The sequence below is a fragment of the Streptomyces sp. NPDC002825 genome (assembly GCF_040295385.1).
Lineage (GTDB): Bacteria > Actinomycetota > Actinomycetes > Streptomycetales > Streptomycetaceae > Streptomyces.
Window position 1 is genome coordinate 16,348 of the sequence record NZ_JBEOVH010000041.1, and the last position, 19,768, is coordinate 36,115.

19 protein-coding genes and 1 pseudogene are annotated in these 19,768 nt (G+C 71.5%); 11 read left to right on the forward strand and 9 right to left on the reverse strand.

Annotated elements, in window-relative coordinates; genetic code table 11:
• Window position 1: 1 nt before the first annotated feature.
• From ABT041_RS34985 to ABT041_RS35000, 4 genes and pseudogenes are all read right to left on the reverse strand, one after another.
• Entirely contained in the window at window positions 2–757 is a 756-nt protein-coding gene (locus ABT041_RS34985) for an alpha-ketoglutarate-dependent dioxygenase AlkB (RefSeq protein ID WP_351192245.1), read from the reverse strand.
• Window positions 744–1,917 (reverse strand): annotated as a pseudogene (locus ABT041_RS34990) (hypothetical protein). The gene ABT041_RS34985 and the pseudogene ABT041_RS34990 overlap by 14 nt, the downstream one beginning before the upstream one ends.
• A gap of 86 nt (window positions 1,918–2,003) precedes the next feature.
• On the reverse strand, window positions 2,004–2,585 hold the full coding sequence (locus tag ABT041_RS34995) for a TetR/AcrR family transcriptional regulator (RefSeq protein ID WP_351192188.1): 582 nt from the start codon (window positions 2,583–2,585) through the stop codon (window positions 2,004–2,006).
• 223 nt (window positions 2,586–2,808) lie between these two features.
• Entirely contained in the window at window positions 2,809–3,975 is a 1,167-nt protein-coding gene (locus ABT041_RS35000) for an agmatine deiminase family protein (protein ID WP_351192190.1), read from the reverse strand.
• A gap of 153 nt (window positions 3,976–4,128) precedes the next feature.
• On the opposite strand from ABT041_RS35000, the gene ABT041_RS35005 reads away from it, so the two are divergent.
• The 3 genes from ABT041_RS35005 to ABT041_RS35015 all read left to right on the forward strand — a co-directional run bounded on the left by ABT041_RS35005 (window position 4,129) and on the right by ABT041_RS35015 (window position 6,284).
• Window positions 4,129–4,710: a TetR/AcrR family transcriptional regulator gene (locus tag ABT041_RS35005; RefSeq protein WP_351192192.1), complete on the forward strand. Its 582-nt coding sequence runs from the start codon at window positions 4,129–4,131 to the stop codon at window positions 4,708–4,710.
• Between the two features lie 171 nt (window positions 4,711–4,881).
• Window positions 4,882–5,748, forward strand: coding sequence for a D-alanyl-D-alanine carboxypeptidase family protein (locus ABT041_RS35010; protein ID WP_351192246.1), 867 nt, complete (start codon window positions 4,882–4,884; stop codon window positions 5,746–5,748).
• Window positions 5,749–5,864: 116 nt separating this feature from the next.
• Window positions 5,865–6,284: a DUF3592 domain-containing protein gene (locus tag ABT041_RS35015; protein ID WP_351192194.1), complete on the forward strand. Its 420-nt coding sequence runs from the start codon at window positions 5,865–5,867 to the stop codon at window positions 6,282–6,284.
• Between the two features lie 82 nt (window positions 6,285–6,366).
• Here ABT041_RS35015 and ABT041_RS35020 read toward each other — a convergent pair whose 3' ends face one another.
• Window positions 6,367–6,621, reverse strand: coding sequence for a DUF6332 family protein (locus ABT041_RS35020; RefSeq protein WP_351192196.1), 255 nt, complete (start codon window positions 6,619–6,621; stop codon window positions 6,367–6,369).
• A gap of 115 nt (window positions 6,622–6,736) precedes the next feature.
• Between ABT041_RS35020 and ABT041_RS35025 the strand changes: the two genes are divergently transcribed.
• The 7 genes from ABT041_RS35025 to ABT041_RS35055 all read left to right on the forward strand — a co-directional run bounded on the left by ABT041_RS35025 (window position 6,737) and on the right by ABT041_RS35055 (window position 15,501).
• On the forward strand, window positions 6,737–7,201 hold the full coding sequence (locus ABT041_RS35025; protein WP_351192198.1) for a GNAT family N-acetyltransferase: 465 nt from the start codon (window positions 6,737–6,739) through the stop codon (window positions 7,199–7,201).
• A gap of 345 nt (window positions 7,202–7,546) precedes the next feature.
• Complete coding sequence (locus ABT041_RS35030; protein ID WP_351192200.1) at window positions 7,547–7,798, forward strand: hypothetical protein; 252 nt, start codon at window positions 7,547–7,549, stop codon at window positions 7,796–7,798.
• Window positions 7,799–7,920: 122 nt separating this feature from the next.
• Entirely contained in the window at window positions 7,921–8,727 is an 807-nt protein-coding gene (locus tag ABT041_RS35035) for a biotin/lipoyl-containing protein (protein WP_351192201.1), read from the forward strand.
• Window positions 8,724–11,027, forward strand: a complete 2,304-nt coding sequence (locus ABT041_RS35040; RefSeq protein ID WP_502976673.1) for an NHLP family bacteriocin export ABC transporter peptidase/permease/ATPase subunit — start codon at window positions 8,724–8,726, stop codon at window positions 11,025–11,027. Before ABT041_RS35035 ends, ABT041_RS35040 begins: the two co-directional genes overlap by 4 nt.
• A 1-nt stretch (window position 11,028) precedes the next feature.
• A complete protein-coding gene (locus ABT041_RS35045) occupies window positions 11,029–14,025 on the forward strand; it encodes an NHLP bacteriocin export ABC transporter permease/ATPase subunit (protein WP_351192203.1) in 2,997 nt (998 codons plus the stop codon).
• 61 nt (window positions 14,026–14,086) lie between these two features.
• Window positions 14,087–15,031, forward strand: coding sequence for a class A beta-lactamase (gene bla / locus ABT041_RS35050; protein WP_351192205.1), 945 nt, complete (start codon window positions 14,087–14,089; stop codon window positions 15,029–15,031).
• 44 nt (window positions 15,032–15,075) lie between these two features.
• Window positions 15,076–15,501, forward strand: a complete 426-nt coding sequence (locus ABT041_RS35055) for an SRPBCC family protein (RefSeq protein ID WP_351192207.1) — start codon at window positions 15,076–15,078, stop codon at window positions 15,499–15,501.
• A 26-nt stretch (window positions 15,502–15,527) separates the two neighbouring features.
• On the opposite strand, the gene ABT041_RS35060 is transcribed toward ABT041_RS35055, so the two are convergent.
• Window positions 15,528–16,037, reverse strand: coding sequence for a hypothetical protein (locus ABT041_RS35060; protein WP_351192209.1), 510 nt, complete (start codon window positions 16,035–16,037; stop codon window positions 15,528–15,530).
• Window positions 16,034–16,981: an arginase family protein gene (locus ABT041_RS35065; RefSeq protein ID WP_351192211.1), complete on the reverse strand. Its 948-nt coding sequence runs from the start codon at window positions 16,979–16,981 to the stop codon at window positions 16,034–16,036. Before ABT041_RS35065 ends, ABT041_RS35060 begins: the two co-directional genes overlap by 4 nt.
• Window positions 16,982–17,106: 125 nt before the next feature.
• On the opposite strand from ABT041_RS35065, the gene ABT041_RS35070 reads away from it, so the two are divergent.
• Window positions 17,107–17,811 carry a CGNR zinc finger domain-containing protein gene (locus ABT041_RS35070; protein WP_351192213.1) on the forward strand — a complete coding sequence of 235 codons (705 nt, stop codon included), beginning with the start codon at window positions 17,107–17,109 and terminating at the stop codon, window positions 17,809–17,811.
• Here ABT041_RS35070 and ABT041_RS35075 read toward each other — a convergent pair.
• Together ABT041_RS35075 and ABT041_RS35080 are read right to left on the reverse strand one after the other, a co-directional pair.
• Complete coding sequence (locus ABT041_RS35075; protein WP_351192214.1) at window positions 17,774–18,379, reverse strand: TetR/AcrR family transcriptional regulator; 606 nt, start codon at window positions 18,377–18,379, stop codon at window positions 17,774–17,776. The two genes, ABT041_RS35070 and ABT041_RS35075, sit on opposite strands and share 38 nt — an antisense overlap.
• A gap of 94 nt (window positions 18,380–18,473) precedes the next feature.
• Entirely contained in the window at window positions 18,474–19,742 is a 1,269-nt protein-coding gene (locus ABT041_RS35080) for an amino acid deaminase/aldolase (RefSeq protein WP_351192216.1), read from the reverse strand.
• Between the last annotated feature and the right edge of the window lie 26 nt (window positions 19,743–19,768).

Consider the following 19,768-nt stretch of genomic DNA (forward strand, 5'->3'; position numbering starts at 1 on the left):
GTCAGACGGGCGGCGTCAGATCACTCTCGCTGATGGTGTACGTCAGCAGGGGGTAGGTGAAGTCCGTTTCGTGGTTCTCGCGGCGTCGGAGTTGGTAGAACTCGCGGCTCTGACCGTCGTCGGCCGACGTGAGCCGGGACCCGTGCGGGAGGTACACCTGTCCGTCACGGAAGCGGACGACGGTCTTCGACGTCCGGAAGGTGACACCCAGCCATTGGTTGTCCGCGGCCTCTGCGGGCGCGTCCAAGACGATCTTGTGCCTGAGTCGCCGATTCGACTCGACAGAGAACACGACAACGCTGTTGTGGGCGAGGGGGACTTCGAACTTCTCACCACCGGGCCCCTTCGATTCGAAGACGAGCTTCCTCGGCGGGCCCGCCTCGGGACGTCGATAGCAGGAGAAGACGGCGATGCACGAGCCGTCGGCCAGATCGAGGGCCTGGTCGGAATGGCTGCCCATCTTCGTGTAGGCGTTCGTGTAGCACTCGATGAGAGCGTTGTTGAAGCCGACCGGCAGCGCAGCGCGTTCGCGGATCTGTCGCGCCAGCCGTTCGTGCACCGACCGGAAGCGCTGCGCCGGACTGCCGTACCGGGTGGTCGTACGTACGAGGGGCACCCCACCCGCCTCGTCGATCTTGGCGAGGACGGCGCCTCGCCGGCCTTTCCCCACGTCCTCCAGACGGGCCGACGCGGACAGTTCCGCGAAGAGGTCCTCCTCGGTCGGCAGAGCGAACGAGAGGACCTCATCCGAGATCATGGGCTCGGGGGGCAAGGTAGTCTCCCGTGTTCATGCTGAAGCGGAACTGGTCGCCGTAGTCGATGAAGGACGAGGTCCTGTTCTCCTCGGCGTACAGCCGCCGCAGCTCGTCCATGCCCGCCTGCGTGGGCGGCTCCAGCTTCACCAGGCCGTCGGCCACCTTGAGGAACGTGTCGCCGTTCTTGTGAACGGCTTCGGCGCTCGAACAGCGCACCACGTACCCCAGTCGGGTCGGGAGCAGCTCGGCGTCCAACGTCGAGGGCCGGATCTCGTGTGTGTACAGCCGGTTGGTGGACAGCGGCATGAAGAAGACGGAGCCGGGATAGAGCGTCACGGTGAACTGCGCGGGGAGTGTGACTCCGTCGCCTTCCTCGACCCGCTCCTTGAGGCGGAAGTGAAGCCTCGTCAGCCCGCTGGCGCCCCTCACCCCGTGGTCGAAGGCGTCGTCGGCCAGGGGCTGCAGCTCGTCGAGCCCGTCGTAGAAGGTGCAGAAGGCCATGATGCCGTTGACGGGCATGTCCTTGGTCTTGTCGGCATGGGCCGAGATCTTGGCCTTGGCCTGCTTGCGCTCTGCCGTGGCAAGGGTGTTGTGGTAGATCTGCGCGAGGACGTGATTGAGCGGTGCCGGGTTCCGGAAGACGGCGGCGGCCTCGCGGTTCAGGGCCTCGACGATACGGGCGTCGGTCGGGCCGAAGCCCTCGGTCGGCCCCGAGAGGTTCGTGGAGCACCGGAGCAGACGGAAACGCAGTTCGTCACCGTCCCGGGTGACGGGCGTCAGATAGATGCCGCTGCGATGGGCGGTTCCGGGCTTGGTGGACTCGGTCAGGGACTGGAATGCGTGCTCGGCGCGTATCCGTCCGAAGTGATCGGCGTCGAGTCCGAAGAAGCGGCGGTAGTACACGGCCGGCGCCGTGCACGCGGACGGGAACCCGTCCGAGGTCGACGACGGTCCACGGTCCGTCGGTGGCCCCGGGGTGAGTGCCGCACAGCTCCCGGACGACGAACACCCGGGCTGCCGCGTGCAGTTGGCCGCTGTTGATCCCGGATGTGTCGCCCCACAGGTAGACGGTCTTCCCGGCGGGGTCGGCCGCCCCGGAGGCGAGGTCCTCCGGCGTGATCACGGACCCGAAGAAGTCCTCGACCATGTCGTTGTCGTGCAACGCCGAGGGAGCAACCAGGATGTTGTTCGCATCCTCGATGCGGGCTTCTGTCGCGGGCCGGCAAGGCTCACTTCGTAGGTACTGCGTCACGGGCGGCCCAGTCGTTCGAGTTCGGCGTCGATGGCCTCGCCCATCTGGGTCCGGGCGTGGGCGATCTGGAGCGTGCCGCTGAGCCAGCGCATGCTCAGGCCCTCCAGGAGGGCGGTGAGCCGCTCGGCCGAGGCCGTGAGGGCGGCCGCCGGGGCCTTGGGCGTGACCTGACCGAGCAGGGAAGCCACCTCCTGGACCCAGACCAGGGTGGCTCGCGCCAGGTCCTCGCGCAGCAGTTCGTCGAAGACGGCGCTCGCCCTCAACTCGCCCCAGGCGCTGCTGTTCTCCCTGACCTCGGTCGTGTCCTGGAGTTCCAGGAGGAGCGTCTGGTCGAGTTCCTCGCGCGGGCTGAGCGGTTCGGCGTCGGGATCGCGGTGGGTCGTGTACCGCTCGGCGCGGTCGTTGATGAACTCCAGCGTCTTGCTCAGGATCCCCGCACGGTCCTTGAAGTGGTAGTAGATCAGCGCGGTGGACACGCCCGCCTCGGCCGCGAGCTCCTCCACGCGCAGGCCGCGGACCCCGCGCCGGGCGATCACCCGTGCGGCGGCTTCCAGGATCTGAGTGCTGCGAGACGCCATGGCCCGAACCTTACCGGGCGCCTCCCGCGCCGGGAATCAAGTAACTGATCACTGCGGCGGGGAGCGGGCCGGCCCTGCGCGCAGGCACCTTTCGTCGCCCCCCATCGGCCGGCACAAGGCGCAAGGCCGACAACAGAAGCAACCGGCGCCGCCTATCCCTCTCCCTGAGGGGCCGGCCGCCGCCGAGAGGCGGCGACCGGCGGGTCAGGACAACAGCGTCCGGTCAGACGGCCGGGGGCACGACGGGCTGCGACTGGGTGGCGCAGTGGATGCCGCCACCGCCGGTCGCGATGTTGTCGATGTCGAGCTGGACGATGTTGCGGCCCGGGTAGGCGGCCGCGAGGATGCTGTACGCCACGCCGTCGGCGTATCCGTCGCCGAACTGGGGGACGAGGACCGCGCCGTTGGCCGTGTAGTAGTTGGTGTAGCTGGACAGGAAGGCGCTGCCCCTGTCCTTGCCGCGGATGCGGCTGCGGTCCGGGCCGGGGAGTTCGGTGACGGTCAGCCGGCGGCCCTGTGCGTCGCTCGCGCCGAGCAGGATCTGCTTGGTCTCGTTGTAGACGGCGACCCACTTGGGGTCGGTGCCGGGACCGGGCTGGTCCAGGATGACCTGTCCCGGCGCTACGAAGCGGGCCAGGCAGTCGATGTGGCAGTCGGTGATGTCCTGGCCGGCGAGTCCCGGCACCCAGATCACCTTGTCGATGCCGAGTGCCGCCTTCACGGCCTGCTCGACCTGGTCCCGACTCATGCCGGGGTTGCGGTTGCTGTTGACGAGGGAGCTGACGGTGGCGAGCAGGGTGCCCTGGCCGTCGGTCTCCAGCGAACCGCCTTCGCCGACGAAGCCTGCCTGCACGCGCGGGACGCCGTACTGGGCGAGCAGGGTCGCGGCCGCCGCGGCGTCGTTGGCGTACGGCTGCGCGTACGACGTGCCGGTCTTGCCCCAGCCGTTGAAGTTGGTGTCCACGCCCGCGACGGCGCCGGGGGCGACGACGAAGGTGGGGCCGAAGTCCCTGATCCACAGGTCGTCGTTGGGTATCTCGACGATCTCGATGCCGTAGTAGGCACCGGCTCCGCACTGGTACCGCGCGTCGGCCGCCTGCTCGGGGCGGGCGAGCATCACGACGGGCTCGTAGCGGGAGATCGCGTCGGCCACGCGCGCGATGTCACGGCGCACGCCCGTGAGGTACGGGGACCAGACCGACGACAGCGCGGGCCAGGCCATGAAGGTGCGCACGTGGCGGTCGTGCTCGGCCGGCATGCGCAGCGTGGCGCCGGAGGGGCTGGTGGCGGCGCGGGCGACGGTGGGCAGGGCCGACCCGAGGGCTGCGAGGGGCAGAGCCGCCGCGCCGAGCTGGAGCAGCCGGCGTCGGGAGGTCGTGGACGTGTCCATGGAACTCCTACCTGGAGGGAGGGGGCGGATGTTCCCCCGCATGGTGCCGCAGACTGAAAATTCAGTCAACGATTTCGCGATCATGACTAAAGATTCAGTCAGTATGTGACACTGGTGGTTCAGACCACTCAGACCATTCGCGAGGGGGAACACGTGGCGAGGGACCGCCGAAGGGCCATCTTGGAGGGTGCCGCGCGCGTCATCGCGCGGCGAGGGGTCCGCGGACTGCGGATGGAGGAGCTCGCGACGGAGGCCGGGGTGTCGACGGCGCTGATCTACTACCACTTCAAGGACCGCGCCGGCGTCCTGCGCCACACCCTCGAGTTCATCAGCGACCGGGCCGATCGGTACACGTCAGACGCGGGCGGCGGCACCGGACCGCACGACGCCCGGGAGGAGCTGACGCAGTCCCTCCTCCTGGAGTTCCAGGACGTTCCCGAAGTCCGGGAGAACAGCACGGCCTGGGGCGAGCTGCGCGCCAGCGCGATCTTCGAGCCCGAGCTCCGCGGAGATCTGGCGAGGGCCACGCTGGGCTGGATCCACGATGTCGCGGACCTTCTGAGCGGTGTCCGGCCGTCGGCTCCCGCACCGGCCCTGGCGGCTGCCGCGGAGCGGCTCACCGGTCTCCTGGAGGGACTCAGCACGCGTTGGCTCAGCGGCGCGCTGCCGCTGGACCACGCGCGCGAACTGGTGCGCGAGGCGGTCTCCCTGGAGATCGAGCGGTTGAGTCACTGAGCCGGTGGACGGCGTCACCTGAAAAGGAAGAAAGATCACCGTCACGGCGCGCATCCTCGAAGCCCTCTCGATCGTCTTGTAGGCGCCGGGTCCGTGCGGACACCGTCCCTGGACCCGGGCGACATCGATTCCTACCAAGGGCAGAAGACTTTGCTGACTCCCCCACTCGGTCTGCGCAGCGCCGTGACCGTCTCGCTCACGGCCTCGGCCGTACTGGCCGGCGGCCTCTTCGCCGGCCAGGCGCACGCCGCGACGCCCGCCCCGTCGATCACCGCCCCGGGCGGCTTCGTCATGAACAACGGAACGGGCACGACGCTGTTCGGGAAGGCCGCGGACACCCGTCGGCCGACCGGCTCCACCACGAAGATCATGACCGCGAAGGTGGTGCTGGCCCAGCCGAACCTCAACCTCGACGCCAAGGTCACGATCCAGAAGGCCTACAGCGACTACATCGTCGCCAAGAACGCCTCCTCGGCCCGGCTCATCGTCGGGGACAAGGTGACCGTCCGGCAGCTCCTCTACGGCCTCATGCTGCCGTCGGGCTGTGACGCCGCCTACGCGCTGGCCGACAAGTTCGGTACGGGCTCCACGCGGGACGCCCGCGTCAAGTCGTTCATCGGGAAGATGAACGACGAGGCGCGGAGGCTCGGCCTGCGGAACACCCACTTCGACTCGTTCGACGGGATAGGGGGTCCGCAGAACTACTCGACGCCGCGTGATCTGACGAAGATCGCCAGCAGCGCGATGAAGAACGCGACGTTCCGCAACGTCGTCAAGACGAAGTCGACGAAGCAGAAGGTGACCACGAAGAGCGGTGGTTACCGGTACATGTCGTGGACCAACACGAACAAGCTGCTCAGCACGTACAGCGGCGCGATCGGCGTGAAGACCGGTTCGGGTCCGCAGGCCAAGTACTGCCTCGTCTTCGCGGCCACCCGCGGCAACAAGACGGTCATCGGCACGGTGCTCGCCTCCCCGTCCGAGGCGAACCGGGCGGCCGACGTGAAGAAGCTGCTGGACTACGGCTTCGCCAGGTAGAGGTGGTGGCGACGGCGCTGCCTCCCGGCGACGGGAGGCAGCGCCGTCGCGGTCTGTCGCCGGAAGCTCTGGTGAAGGACTGACGGAGCGCGCTGCCGGCGAGCTAGGTTGCAGGAATGACTTCCGTCGACATCGTCGCCGGGCTGGGCGCCTTGATGAGCGGCTTCGTCGCGGTCGCCAGCCTCGGCAGCGCCTGGATCGGCGTCCTCCTGCTGGTCCGTGGCAAGCGCATCGAGGCCGAGGTGGTCGGTGTGCGCGAGGAGAAGGACACCGACGGAGACACCCGGTACTTCCCGGTGGTTGCCTTCACTCCGCCGGGAGGCGCCCGCGTCGAAGCCGAATCCCCCACGGGCAAGCCGCATCCTCCCGAGTGGGGGCGCGGCCCCGGGTCGAAGGTCGGCGTCGTCTACGACCCCGCCCGGCCGACCAGGGTGCAGGTCGACGGATACCCCTCGAACAGCGTCTTCATGGCCCTGATTGCTGCCGCGGGCAGCGGATCGCTGACCTGGACGTGCGTCAGTTGGCTGCTCTCCTGACGGAGCCGAAGGGCTGCGGCGGACCGGGCCCCGGGACGGACTTCCGGGTGAGCGTGGGACCCACCCCCCGGATCCCACGCCGTCAACGCCCCTGTCGGCGCGCCCTGTCGAAGCGGACCAGCACCCGCACCACCCGCCACACCGCGGCGAGTCCCGCCAGTACGGCCCCCGCCCCCAGCAGGGCCTTCCCGGCCGGCTCGTCGACGCCGACGAGCAGGGCCGGCACCAAGAGGACGCCGAAGACGAGCGCGGCCAGGACGGCGGCCGTCACCAGGGCGAAGCCGATCTCCACCGTCATCGCGTCCTTCTCCCACCGCGACTCTCGTCCCATGTCCATGACGCGAGTCTCACACAGTTCCCCGGCGCCTACTGAACCTGGGTTCAGTGGCGGGATCGCGGCGTGATCCACTTGCCCGGCACCGCAGGGAGCGGTGCGTGAGGAGCGTGAAGCAATGTCCGACACCGCCGCCGTCGTGGTCCGCCCGGTCCGGGAGGCCGATTTCGAGCAGTGGCGTGCCCTCTACCGGGGGTACGCCGACTTCTACCGGGTCGAGCAGACCGAGGAGGCCGCGCGGCTCGTCTGGTCCTGGATCCACGACCCCGGTCACGAGGTGGAGGGCCTGGTGGCGGAGGCCGCCGACGGCCGGCTTCTCGGGCTCGCCCACTTCCGGGCCTTCGCCCGCCCGCTCTCCGCCACCGTCGGCGGCTGGCTCGACGACCTGTTCGTGGATCCGGCGAGCCGCGGCTCCGGTGTGGTGGACCTGCTGCTCGGCGCCCTGCGCGGGATCGGGGCCGAGCGCGGCTGGAGCGTCGTCCGCTGGATCACGGCCGACGACAACCACCGCGCCCGGTCCAAGTACGACCAGGTGGCCACGCGGACGATGTGGATCACGTACGACATGGCCCCCGAGGCCTGACGGGCGGTCCGGCGCCGCGCCTGCCGGAAACCTGCACAACGTGTGCGTGTGGAGGGGCGGGGCCTTCACCCTTCCCCGACACCCCGGGCTGCGGGGCCGCCCTGACGGAACCCTTCTGTCCGTTTAGGTTCCCCGCGCGAGGCGGGCGGGCCGGATCTGTTACTCGGATCCGAGGAGAAGGTGTCGGCATTCGGTGAAATTGAATGCACGGCCGCTTCCCGAGGTGCAGAAGAAGCCCCGACGAGGCGTCAACAGAATTTCTCCGGTCAGTCGTTCACGTGATTGGATCAATCTCGCTGCGGCCGCAGAAGACGGATTCCCCCCCATGAACGAAGGGTGCGCATCATGCGTCACGACCTTGAGACCGTTGAGATCTCCGACGCCGACCTCGACGCCGTGTCCGGCGGTCTCGTCACCGTCTCCGGCGGCCTCGCCGGCGCCCTGACCACCGACGTCACCAACGTGCTCGGCACCGTCGGCTCCCTGCAGACGGTCCAGGGCGTCGAGGGCCTCGTCTCCGGCGTTCCCGGCCTGGCCGCCGGCATCACCGGCGTCTCGGTGAACACCGCGGGCGTCACCGGCATCGCCGGTATCTGAGCCCCATAAGGGTCGTGAACCCCGGAACCCTCCCGGTTCCGGGGTTCACGGACACCCCCGAGCCCGACCGCGGAATATCCGGCCGCGGAAATTGCGAGAGAATGCAGCCGAAGGAATAGTCCGTGCAGTTCCGCCGCAATGCGCTTTCCAAGCTGCAATCCCCCGAAGAACTCGACGTGCCCGTGCGTTTCGCGCGCCCGCAGGGCCGTCTCGTCCTCGCCGTCACCGTCGTCGTCATGGCGGCCGCGTGCGTCTGGGCGCTCACGGGGACGGTGACGTCCAAGGTGAACGCCCCCGGTCTCCTCACCCACGCCGAGGGCACCTATCTGCTCCAGAGCCCCGTCGCCGGCCAGGTCACGGAGGTCCTCGTCGAAGAGGGCCGGCCCGTCGCTCCCGGCGCGCCCCTGCTGACCGTCCGTACGGACCGGGGCGACCGGCCCGTACGCGCCGTCGCCGGCGGTCGCGTCACCACGCTGCACGCCAGGCTCGGTTCGGTCGTCACCGCCGGCGCCGACGTGGCGACCGTGGAGCGCGTGACCGACCCGCACGCCCCTCTGGTGGCCGTCCTGTACCTGCCGGGCGACACCGCCGCCACGATCCGCGTGGGCGCCCGGGTGGACCTCGGCGTCCAGTCCGCCCCGCGCGACCGGTCCGGCGTGCTCCGGGGCAGGGTCAGCGCCGTCGGCAGCACGCCCCAGACGCAGGCGCGACTCGTCTCCTTCCTCGGCGACGCCGGTCTCGCCGCGCGGTTCTCCCGCCAGGGCGATCCCGTCGCGGTCCTCGTGACCCTGGACCGCTCCCCCGCCACCGCCTCCGGATACGCCTGGTCCTCCACGGACGGGCCCCCGCAGGCGCCCGCGTCCGGCACGCCGGTCACCGGCGCCGTCCACCTCGCCGCGCAGCGGCCCGTCGACTGGCTGCTGCCGTGAGCGCGGCACGAGGAGCCACCCGGGCGGGCGTCCGGTCCGGCGGCAGGGCGCGGACGACCTCCCGCAGGCTCCCGCCCGCCGCCGTGCCCGAACCCGGCGCCCCCGCGGGCCGGCCCCGCCGCCGTACACCCGCCGCCAAGGGCCGACGGCCGCGGACCGTCCGCACGCCCACCGTGCTCCAGATGGAGGCGGTCGAGTGCGGCGCCGCCGCCCTCGCGATGGTGCTCGGCCACCACGGCCGCTTCGTGCCGCTGGAGGAGCTCCGGATCGCCTGCGGCGTCTCCCGCGACGGGTCACGGGCCGGGAACCTCCTCAAAGCGGCTCGCGGTTACGGGCTCCAGGCCAAGGGCATGCAGATGGACCTGGCGGCGCTCGCCGAGGTCCGCGCCCCGGCCGTCCTGTTCTGGGAGTTCAACCACTACGTCGTCTACGAGGGCACGGGCCGCCGTTTCGGCCGCCCCGGCGTGTACATCAACGACCCCGGCAGCGGCCGCCGGTTCGTCCCCATGGACCAGTTCGACACCAGCTTCACCGGCATCGTGCTCACCTTCGAGCCGGGACCCGGTTTCCGGCGCGGCGGAAGCCGGCCGGGTGTCCTCGCCGCCCTGCCCGGCCGCTTGCGCGGCACCTCCGGCACCATGGCCGCAGCGGTCGTCGCCAGTCTCCTCCTGGTGGCCGTCGGCGCCTGGGTGCCGGCCCTGAGCCGTACGTACATCGACATGTTCCTCATCGGGAACCAGACCTCCCTGCTCGGCGTGGTCTTCGCGGCGATGGCAACCGCCCTCGTCCTCACCGCGACGCTCACCGGCCTCCAACAGGCCAATCTGCTGCGCGGGCGCATCATCGCCTCCACCCTGGGCAGCGCCCGCTTCCTGCGGCACCTGCTCCGGCTCCCGCTCGCCTTCTACGCCCAGCGCAACCCCGCCGACCTCGTCCAACGCCTCCAGTCCAACGACGCCGTCGCCGAGACCCTCGCCCGTGACCTCGCCGCGGCGGCCGTCGACGCCGTCGTCGTCCTCCTCTACGCGGTCCTGCTCTGGACGTACGACCCGCAGCTGACCGTCGTCGGCGTGCTGATCGCCCTGCTCAACGTCGTCGCCCTGCGCGTCGTCGTCCATGTCCGGGCCACCGGCACCCAGAAGCTCCGCGCCGAGAGCGCCCGGCTGACCAACACCGCGTACAGCGGACTCCAGCTCATCGAGACGATGAAGGCCACCGGCGGCGAGGACGGCTTCTTCCGCCGCTGGGCCGGACAGCACGCCACCACCCTCGACGTGCAGCAGCGGCTCGGCGTGCCCAGCGCGTGGCTCGCGGTCGTCGCGCCCACCCTCGCCGCCCTCAACAGCGCGCTGATCCTCACGATCGGCGGTCTGCGGGCCGTGGAGGGCCACCTCACCGTCGGGCTGCTCGTCGCCTTCCAGGCCCTCGTCACGGGCTTCACCGCACCGATCACCCGGCTCAACGGAGTGGCGGGCCGCATCCAGGACTTCGCGGCCGACGTCGCCCGGCTCAGGGACGTCGAGGACTTCCCCGTCGACCCGGTCCACACCCGACGCGCCGCGCACGCCCCCACCCGGCGCCTCACCGGCCACGTCGAACTGGACGGCGTCACCTTCGGCTACAGCCCCCTCGACGCCCCGCTGCTCAAGGACTTCACGCTCGCCGTCGGCCCGGGTCAGCAGGTCGCCCTGGTCGGCGGCTCCGGCAGCGGCAAGTCGACCGTCTCGCGGCTGATGTCCGGCCTCTACACCCCCTGGGAGGGCGCGATCCGCATCGACGGGATGCGCCTGGACGACATCCCCCGCAGCGCCCTCGCCGCCTCCGTCTCCTTCGTCGACCAGGACGTGTTCCTCTTCGAGGGCACCGTCCGTGACAACGTGGCCCTCTGGGACCCCTCCGTCACGGACGAGGCCGTCGTCAGCGCCCTCCAGGACGCCGCCGTGTACGACGAGGTCGCCCGCCGCCCCGGCAGCATCCGCAGCCGGGTCGAGCAGGACGGCCGCAACTTCTCCGGCGGCCAGCGCCAGCGCCTGGAGATCGCCCGCGCGCTGGTGCGCCGCCCCAGCGTCCTGATCCTCGACGAGGTGACCAGCGCCCTCGACGCGGCCACCGAACAGATCGTCATCGACAACCTGCGTCGGCGCGGCTGCGCCTGCGTGGTCATCGCCCACCGGCTGAGCACCGTGCGCGACAGCGACGAGATCGTCGTGCTCGACCGGGGCACGGTCGTGGAACGCGGGCGCCACGAAGAGCTCGTCGCGGCGCGGGGCGCGTACGCCGGCCTGGTCAAGGAGCACTGACGTGACCTTCCCCCACCCGCCCGCCGACCTCGACGGCGAACGACACGGCGGCGCCCAGGACCCGGTCGTCGCCGCCCTGGGCGCCCTGGGCGGCGCGGTCGACTGCGCCGGGCTGCGCAGTGTCTCCCTCGAAGGCCCGCACGTCCTCTGGCTGGTCGTCGAGGGCGCGATGGACCTCTTCGCCGTCGACGTGGCGCGGCTCGGCCCCTGGCATTCCCTGGGCCGCGTCGAGTCGGGCACACTGCTGCTCGGCCCGGTCGACGGCGCCGCGCACACCCTGATCGGCCGCCCCGCGCAGGGCTGTGTGCTGCGCCGCATCGAACTGCGCGAACTGCCGTACGGGGCGGGGCAGATGTACGGGGCGGGGCAGATGTACGGCGAGCAGGCGTACGCAGCTGGGCAGGGGTACGGGGAGCACGGGTTCGGGGAGCCGGGGTACGGGCAGCAGGGTTTCGACGGCCGGTGGTACGAGGGTCAGTGGTACGCGGACGGCTGGTACGAGCACCAGAACGCGTACGGCATGCCGGCCGAGGCCCCGCCCAGCCCCCTGGAGCACGCCTTCGCGCTCGGCATCGGGCGCGGCCTGCGCGTCCTGTACCAGGCGGCCCTCGACGACGCCTCGGGCGCGGCCGACGGCGACGTCCTCTGGATGCAGGTCGCTCCCGGCAGCATCGCGTACGGAGCGGCGTACGAGGGCCATCAGGGCCACGGGGCCGGCACCCTCCTGATCGACTCCACGACCTGGCAGGGCATGGTGGACCAGCAGTACCGGCTGCTGTACGCCCTGGACGACTGGATCGAGCAGCTCGAACGCGAGCACGAGGACCGCGCGGCCGCCGGCGTCGAAGCGGGAAAGGCGGCACGCACGCGCGCGGACCGCACCCTGCTCGCCTCCATCGGCCGCTCCGGCGGCGGCTCCTCGGCCGATCGTGCGGGCGACGACGCGACCTATGCCGTGTGCCGGGCCGTCGCCGACGAGGCGCGCATCGTCCTCGCGGAACCGGCCGCCGTCGACACGGAGACCGGACGCCTCGACCCCGTCGAGCGCATCGCGCTCGCCTCCCGGATCCGGACCCGGGGCGTCCGGCTCGGCGAGCGCTGGTGGCGCGAGGACAGCGGCCCGCTCGTGGGCCACCGCTCGACGGACGGAACACCCGTCGCCCTGCTGTGGCGGCGCGGACGGTACGTGGCCTTCGACCCGGCCACCGGCGAGCGGGAGCGCGTCGGCCGGACCTGCGCCGAGGAGTTCGCGCCGCGGGCCGTGATGTTCTACCGGCCGCTGCCCGACCGGCCGGTCGGCGTGCTGCGGCTGCTCCGGTTCAGTGTCCGAGGCACCCGGGCGGAGCTTCGCGACCTGCTCCTCGGCGGGCTGGTCGCGGTCGCGCTCGGCGCCCTCGTCCCCGTCGCCACCGGCAAGGTGCTCGGCGCGTACGTACCGGCGGCGGAGACCGGACTCATCGTCCAGGCCGGGGTCGCGATCATCGCGACCAGCGTCGTGTCGGCCGCCTTCATGCTGCTCCAGAACACGGCGATCCTCCGCATGGAGGGCCGGATCGAGGCCACGCTCCAACCGGCCGTCTGGGACCGTCTGCTGCGCCTGCCGACGACGTTCTTCGCCGGCCGCTCGACCGGTGAAGTGGCCGGTGCCGCCATGGGCATCAGCGCCATCCGCCGGGTCCTGTCCGGCATCGGCCCGGTGGTCGTCCAGGCCGGCACGGTCGGCACGGTGAACCTGGTGCTGCTCCTCGTCTACAGCGTGCCCCTGGCCCTCGTCGCCCTCGCCCTGCTGCTCTGCACGGCCGCGGTCTTCCTGGGCTTCGGCCTGTGGCAGCTGCGGTACCAGCGGCAGCTGATCCGGCTCGGCCACCAGCTCGACAACCAGGCCTTCCAGACCCTGCGCGGTCTGCCGAAGCTGCGCGTGGCGGCGGCCGAGAGCTTCGCGTACGCCGCCTGGGCGGGCCGCTTCGCCCGCACCCGCGAGCTGCACCGGCGCGTCGGGCGGATCAAGAACGTCCTCGCGGTCCTCGGCGCGGTCTGTCTGCCGCTGTGCACGCTCGTGATGTTCGCGCTCCTGGCCGGTCCGGCCCGCGGCACCCTGTCCGCGAGCGAGTTCCTCACGTTCAGCACCGCCGTCACGATGATGCTGTCCTCGGTCACGCAGCTGACCGGCGCGCTCCTCTCGGCCGCCGCCGTACAGCCCATGTTCGAACAGATCAGGCCGGTGTTCCGGGAGACGCCCGAAGTGCGCGGTTCCAGCGCCCCGCCCGGCGAACTGACCGGGGCGATCGAGGCGGAGAACCTCTCGTACCGCTACACCGAGGACGGCCCGCTGGTCCTCGACGGGGTCGGTCTGCGGGTGCGGCCGGGCGAGTTCGTCGCGATCGTCGGGGCCAGCGGCTGCGGCAAGTCCACGCTCCTGCGGCTGCTCATCGGCTTCGACCGGCCCGCCTCCGGCACCGTGCGCTACGACGGGCAGGACCTCGCGGCCCTCGACCAGGCGGCCGTGCGGCGCCAGTGCGGCGTCGTCCTCCAGAACGCCCAGCCGTTCTCGGGGTCCGTCCTCGACTGCATCCGGGGCGCCGGGGCCTACCCCCTGGAGGACGCGTGGGCCGCCGCGGCGATGGCGGGTCTGGCCGAGGACATCAAGGCCATGCCGATGGGCATGCACACGATGCTGACCGACGGCGGAGGCACCGTCTCGGGCGGGCAGCGCCAACGGCTGATGATCGCCCAGGCGCTCATCCGCAGGCCCCGCATCCTCTTCTTCGACGAGGCGACCAGCGCCCTGGACAACGAGGCGCAGCGGGCGGTCATCGAGTCGACCCGCGCGCTGAACGCGACGCGTGTGGTGATCGCGCACCGGCTGTCCACGATCATGGACGCGGACCGGGTGATCGCGCTGGCGGACGGACGCGTCGTGCAGGAAGGGACGCCCGCCGAGCTCCTCGCCGACACGGGCGGACTCTTCCACGAGCTGGTACGACGTCAACTGGGCTGAAACCGGCGGGGCCGTCGGGGCGTGTACGAGTACGACAGTGATCTTCGTGGAAGGAGACACCTTGCACACCGACGGACCCGCCCCGTCCCGCCGTACCGCGCTCACCCTGGGCGTGGGAGCGGCACTGACGGCAGCACTCTCCCTGAGCGGCGGAACCGCGCAGGCCTTACCGGAGCCGGGCGGCATCGTCGCGCGGCTGAGGCGCCTGGAGCAGGAGCACACCGCACGGCTCGGCGTGTTCGCCCGGGACATGCGCACGGGCAAGACCGTGACGTACCGGGGGCACGAGCGCTTCCCCATGGCCTCCCTGTTCAAGACGCTCGCCGCCGCTGCCGTCCTGCGCGACCTCGACCACGACGGCGAGTTCCTCGCCCGGCGCGTCCATTACACCCAGGCGTACGTCACACGGTCGGGCATCTCGCCGATCGCCGGGCTCGCCGAGAACGTCGCGGGCGGCATGACGATCGCCGAACTCTGTGACGCGACCATCCGCTTCAGCGACAACACCGCCGGAAACCTCCTCCTCAAGGAGCTGGGCGGCCCCACCGCCGTCACCCGCTTCAGCCGCTCGATCGGGGACCGCGTCACCCGGCTCGACCGCTGGGAGCCCGAGCTCAACTCGGCGGAGCCCTGGCGGGTCACCGACACCACCACCCCGCACGCCATCGGCCTCTCCTACGCCCGTCTCGTACTCGGCGACGCGCTGGAACCCCAGGACCGCGAGCGGCTCACCGACTGGCTGCTGGGCAACACCACCAGCACCCAGAAGTTCCGCCGCGGCCTGCCGGCGGACTGGCTCCTGGCCGACAAGACCGGCTCCCCGCGCTACGGCGGGGCCAACGACGCGGGCATCACCTGGCGGCCGGACGGCACTCCGATCGTCCTCGCCGTCCTCACCACTCAGCCCGAGGAGGACGCGCCGACGGACAACCCGCTGGTGGCATCCACCGCCGCGCTGCTGGCCGAGGAGTTCGGCGCGAGGGCGGATGCGGACCAGCGTGGCTGATTCGTTCAGGAGCACATGGGTGTCGGCCGACTAACGTCGATGCCATGACCATCACGGGCAAGGAATCACGCCACCTCAGCGTCCTGATCGACCGCACCGCCGCCGATGTCTACGCGTACGCGTCCGACCCGGCCCATCTGCCCGCGTGGGCGCACGGCCTGGGCGAATCCATCGAGAAGGTCGGGGATCAGTGGGTGGCGGATTCCTCGCCCCTCGGGCGCGTCGTGGTCGCGTTCACGCCGTACAACGAGCTGGGCGTGCTCGACCACGACGTGACCCTCCCCTCCGGGGAGACCGTCCACAACCCGGTCCGTGTGATCGCCGACGGCACCGCGAGCGAGGTGGTGTTCACTCTTCGCCGTCAGCCGGGGACGAGCGACGCCGACTTCGAGCGTGACGCCGCCACCGTCACGGCCGACCTGACCCGGCTGAAGGAGTTGCTGGAGTCCGCTCGAGGTCGGTCGCGCTGACCACCCGGAGCCCCGGCTCCGGGTGGTCAGGGCAGACGGCGGGCGTCGACCTCCTGGTCCAGTCGCCAGGTCCGGCCGCCGTCGGCCGAGCGCTCGTTGCGCCAGTGGAACGTGTCGGCGGTGATGTCGGCGAAGGTCCAGCGGACGAGGTCGCCGCCGACCGCCCGTTCCATGACGATCGCGTCGTCGATGCGGCGGGCGTACATGTGCACCTCGTCGCCGTGGGCGGTGCCGTGGAAGGTGAACCGCCACAGTTGGAGGCGCGGATCCCAGATCCGTACACACAGACCGCACTCCTGGTCCGGGGCGCGGCCTTCGGCGGGAAGCTCCTCGCGCCCGGGCCAGCGCCAGACGTCCAGGACCGCGCGTCCCTCCAGGGCGTAGCCGAACTCCCATTCGCCGCTGACGCTGCGGGCCGGGGAGCCGTCTGCGGCGTGGTACGTGATCCTGGTCGCCCAGTGGCCGGCGAGGCGTCCGAACTGCTCCATCTCGGTGGGGTGGAGCGGGCTGGGGCCGTCGGCGAGCAGCGTCTTCATGCGGGAGTCTCCACGGTTGCCTTCTCCGGGGTCACTGTCTCCGCGGTCGTCGTGAGCGGGGTCAGGGCATGGGCGAGGCAGTCGACGATGTGGGGGGCGAACGCGCCGTCCGGGTCGAGTTCGGGGTCGTAGATGGCCACGTCGAGCCCCACCACGCGGCCGCTGCCGGACAGGGTCGCGACGAGCTCGGCGAGCTGGGGGAAGTCGAGGCCCGGACGGCCCGGGGAGTCCACGGCGGGCAGGACGCGTTCGTCGAGCACGTCGAGGTCGACGTGGAGCCAGACGCTGTCGAGCTCTCGCCGCTCCAGGTGGCGGACGACCCGCTCCCCCAGCGCGGCGATGCCGACCCGCTGGATCTCCTGGGCGGTGAACCGGGTGACCGGGGGCGCCTCCTCGTCCTCCTCGCGGTCGCCGATCTGGACCACGTCCTCGTCGGCGACGAGCGGCCGGCCCACCACCGGCCAGTGGGTGAGAAGCAGTTCGCCGCGCCCGGTGGCCAGGGCCAGGTCCATTCCGGCGGCCGTGCCCAGGGTCGTACCGGCGTCGTGGTTGCCGGGGTGCCGGAAGTCGCTGTGTCCGTCGACGTGGACCAGGCCGCAGCGTCCGCGGCGCCGGGCTCCGAGCAGGCACCCGAGCAGGATGCTGCAGTCGCCGCCGAGGACGACCGGGAACCGGGAGGCGGCGAGCGCGGTGTGGACCGCTTCGCCGAGGCGCAGCGTGTGCTCGCGCAGGGTCACGCCGTTGCGGATGCGGGTCGCGGGCTGCGGGTCGAAGGCGTAGGGCGGGCGGTCGAGCTCCACCAGCCGGTCCGGTTTCAGGCGTGCTTCGAGGCCTGCGGCCAGCAGGGCGTGCGGGGCGCGCCAGGTTCCGGGCTCGTGCCCGGGTGCGGGCGGTCGCAGGCCGAGGTTCCAGGGGGCGGCGATGAGCTCGATGGCAGCGGTCACGGGCGTCTCCTCACATCCGAGCAACGGATATTCCGAACTTCCGAAGATCCGTGGCAGGGAATCCAACCGGATAACATCAGTACACTGGTTGGATTGGTGGAGGCAAGCAGCGGAAAGGCGGTCGTGTGGCGAGCAGCATCCGGCCTCATACCTTCACGGCCCGGGATCTGGTCGGCGGGCACCTCGCCGTCGACCTGGTGAACACCGTCACGGCGCGGAATGCCGAGCCCGTCGACTGGCTCGACGGGTATCCGCGCCTGCTGGAATGGGCGGCCCTCACGGGGCACTTCTCCCCCGCCGACCTCACTGCCCTGCGGGAGCTGGCCGACGCCGAACCGGGACCGGCCGAGGCGGCCCTGGACCGGATCCGCGAGCTGCGCGAGGCCCTGCACGAGCTGCTCACGGCACTGATCGGCCAGGAGGGTCCGGCTGCGGCTGGGGCCGCGGCTGCGACGGGAGGGGTCACCCAGGTCGAGAGGGACTGGAAGGACGCCGTCGCCCAGGCCCGTCTCACCCTGAACGGGACCACGCCCCGGCTCCACGTCGAGGTCCGGACGTCCGGGCTCGACTTCCTCCGCCACGAACTGGCCCTGCAAGCCTTCGACCTGCTTCGGGCGCTGCCGCTCGAACGCGCCCGCGTGTGCCCCGGCCCGCGCTGCGGCTGGCTGTTCCTGGACAGCTCCCGGGGCGGCCGCCGCCGCTGGTGCTCCATGGCCACCTGCGGGAACTCCGCGAAGGGCCGTACGCACTACGAGCGGAATCGAGCCGGAACCGGCTCCTCTGCCGACTCGCCTACCGAGCGGGGGTCAGGGGCGCGGCGACGGTGCTGAGGTGTTCGGCGTACTCGTCGAGGGCCGCCCGGGCCTGGTCGTCGTCGCGGTCGATCAGCCAGTTCAGGGTCAGTCCGTCCATGACGCTCAGGCCGTAGCGCGCCAGGGCCGGGAGCGGCACGGTCCAGCGGAAGCCCGCGAGGTCGGCGATGGCTTCGAGGTGGTCGCTGTAGACCTTGAGGTAGTGCTGGTACTGGCGGCGGGCGACGTCGGCCAGGCCGGGCTGGCGCAGGGCGTACTGGGTGAGCTCGTAGGTGACCATGTGCTCGGCGGGCCGCTCGCGGACCTGGTCCCAGTAGGTGTGCAGGGTGTGGAAGACGACGTCGCGGGTCGAGCCTTCCGCCGGCGTCGCGGTGGCGGGGGCGACGCTCCTCAGGGTGATGCGTTCGATCACGCTGTGGAGGAGTTCCTCCTTGGAGCGGAAGCAGTAGTGGAAGGCTCCGAGGGGAAGGCCCGCCTCGCCGACGACGGCGCGGGTCGTCGTCTTGGCGACGCCGTCGCGGATCATGACGCGGATGGCCGCCTCGACCAGCTGCTCACGGCGCTCGTCGGCTGAGCGGCGGGTCATGGGCGTCTCCATCGACGGGTGGGGCGGCGAACCCGATCAACGTATCCCAGGGGTGTCGGCGGCCTGTGACCAGGGCGACCTCGCGAGCGGTCGGTCACAGGAAAGCCCTCCCCTCCCCCCGGTAGGTCGGTACGACGTCGACGATCCGGTCGCCGTCGACGAGGTGGAGCTCGTTGACGCGTTCGCACAGTTCGCCCGCTTTGGCGTGGCGGAACCAGACCCGGTCGCCCGTCCGCAGGCCTGCCACACCGTCGCCGGTCAGGGGCGTCTGGACTTCACCCGCGCCTTCCTGGGAGAGGAGTCGCAGGCCGGTCGGCCACACGGGTGCGGGCAGCCGGTCGGCGCCGGGGGCGCCTGAGGCGATCCAGCCGCCGCCGAGGACGGTGGCGTGGTGCGGGCCGGGGCGGCGCACGACGGACAGCACGAAGTGGGCGGCGGGGTGTGGGCGGAAGCCCCGGTAGTGGTCGAAGAGGGTCGGGGCGTAGAGGCCGGAGCCGGCACCGAGTTCGGTGACGGCCGGCTCGGCGGAGGTGTTCTCGAGACTTCCGGTGCCTCCGCCGTTGACGAACTCCAGGGCTGTCACGGACTGCACGGCGCGGATGGCGGCGGCGCGTCGTTCGCGCAGTTCGCGGGTGGAGAGCTTCTGCATGAACCGGATCGCGGTGCGGCTGACGCGCGAGCCGGGCTGGTTGTCGCCGATGCCGGCGATCTGCCCTTCGTACGACATGACGCCGACGAGCCGGAGACGCGGGCGGGCGGCTACGGCCAGGGCCAGGTCCCGCGCCTGGTGCGGGGTGTGCAGGGGTGAGCGGCGCATGCCGAGGTGGAGGCGTCCGCCGGCCAGGCGCAGCGAGGCGTCCAGGTCGAGGCAGACGCGGACCGGGGGGCCGCTGGGGCCGATGGCGTCGGCCACGAGGTCGAGGTGCTCGACGGAGTCGATCATGACGGTGACGCGGGCGGCGAGCTGCTCGTCCGCTCCCAGCCGGCCGAGCGCGTCCGTGTCGACGGAGGGGTAGCCGACGAGGACGTCGTGGTGGTCCTCGGCGAGCCAGAGCGCTTCGGGGAGCGTGAAGGCGAGGATGCCGGAGAAGCCGGGGACGCGGAGGGTGTCGCCGATGAGGGCGCGGCAGCGGAGGGACTTGCTGGCGAGCCGGATGGGCTTGCCGCCGGCGCGCCGCGTCATCTGGGCGGTGTTGGCACGCAGGGCACCGAGGTCGACGACGGCGAACGGCGGCTGGAGGGCGGCCGTCGCCTCCTGGAGGCGTGGGAGCCCGGCGGGGCTCGGGGACTCGACGCGTGACGGCGGGCTCCCGAGTCGCTGCGGAGCGGGCGTCGTACGTGTGCCATACGGCTGCTGTGCCATGACCCTGTGGCCTTTCTCCAGACCTG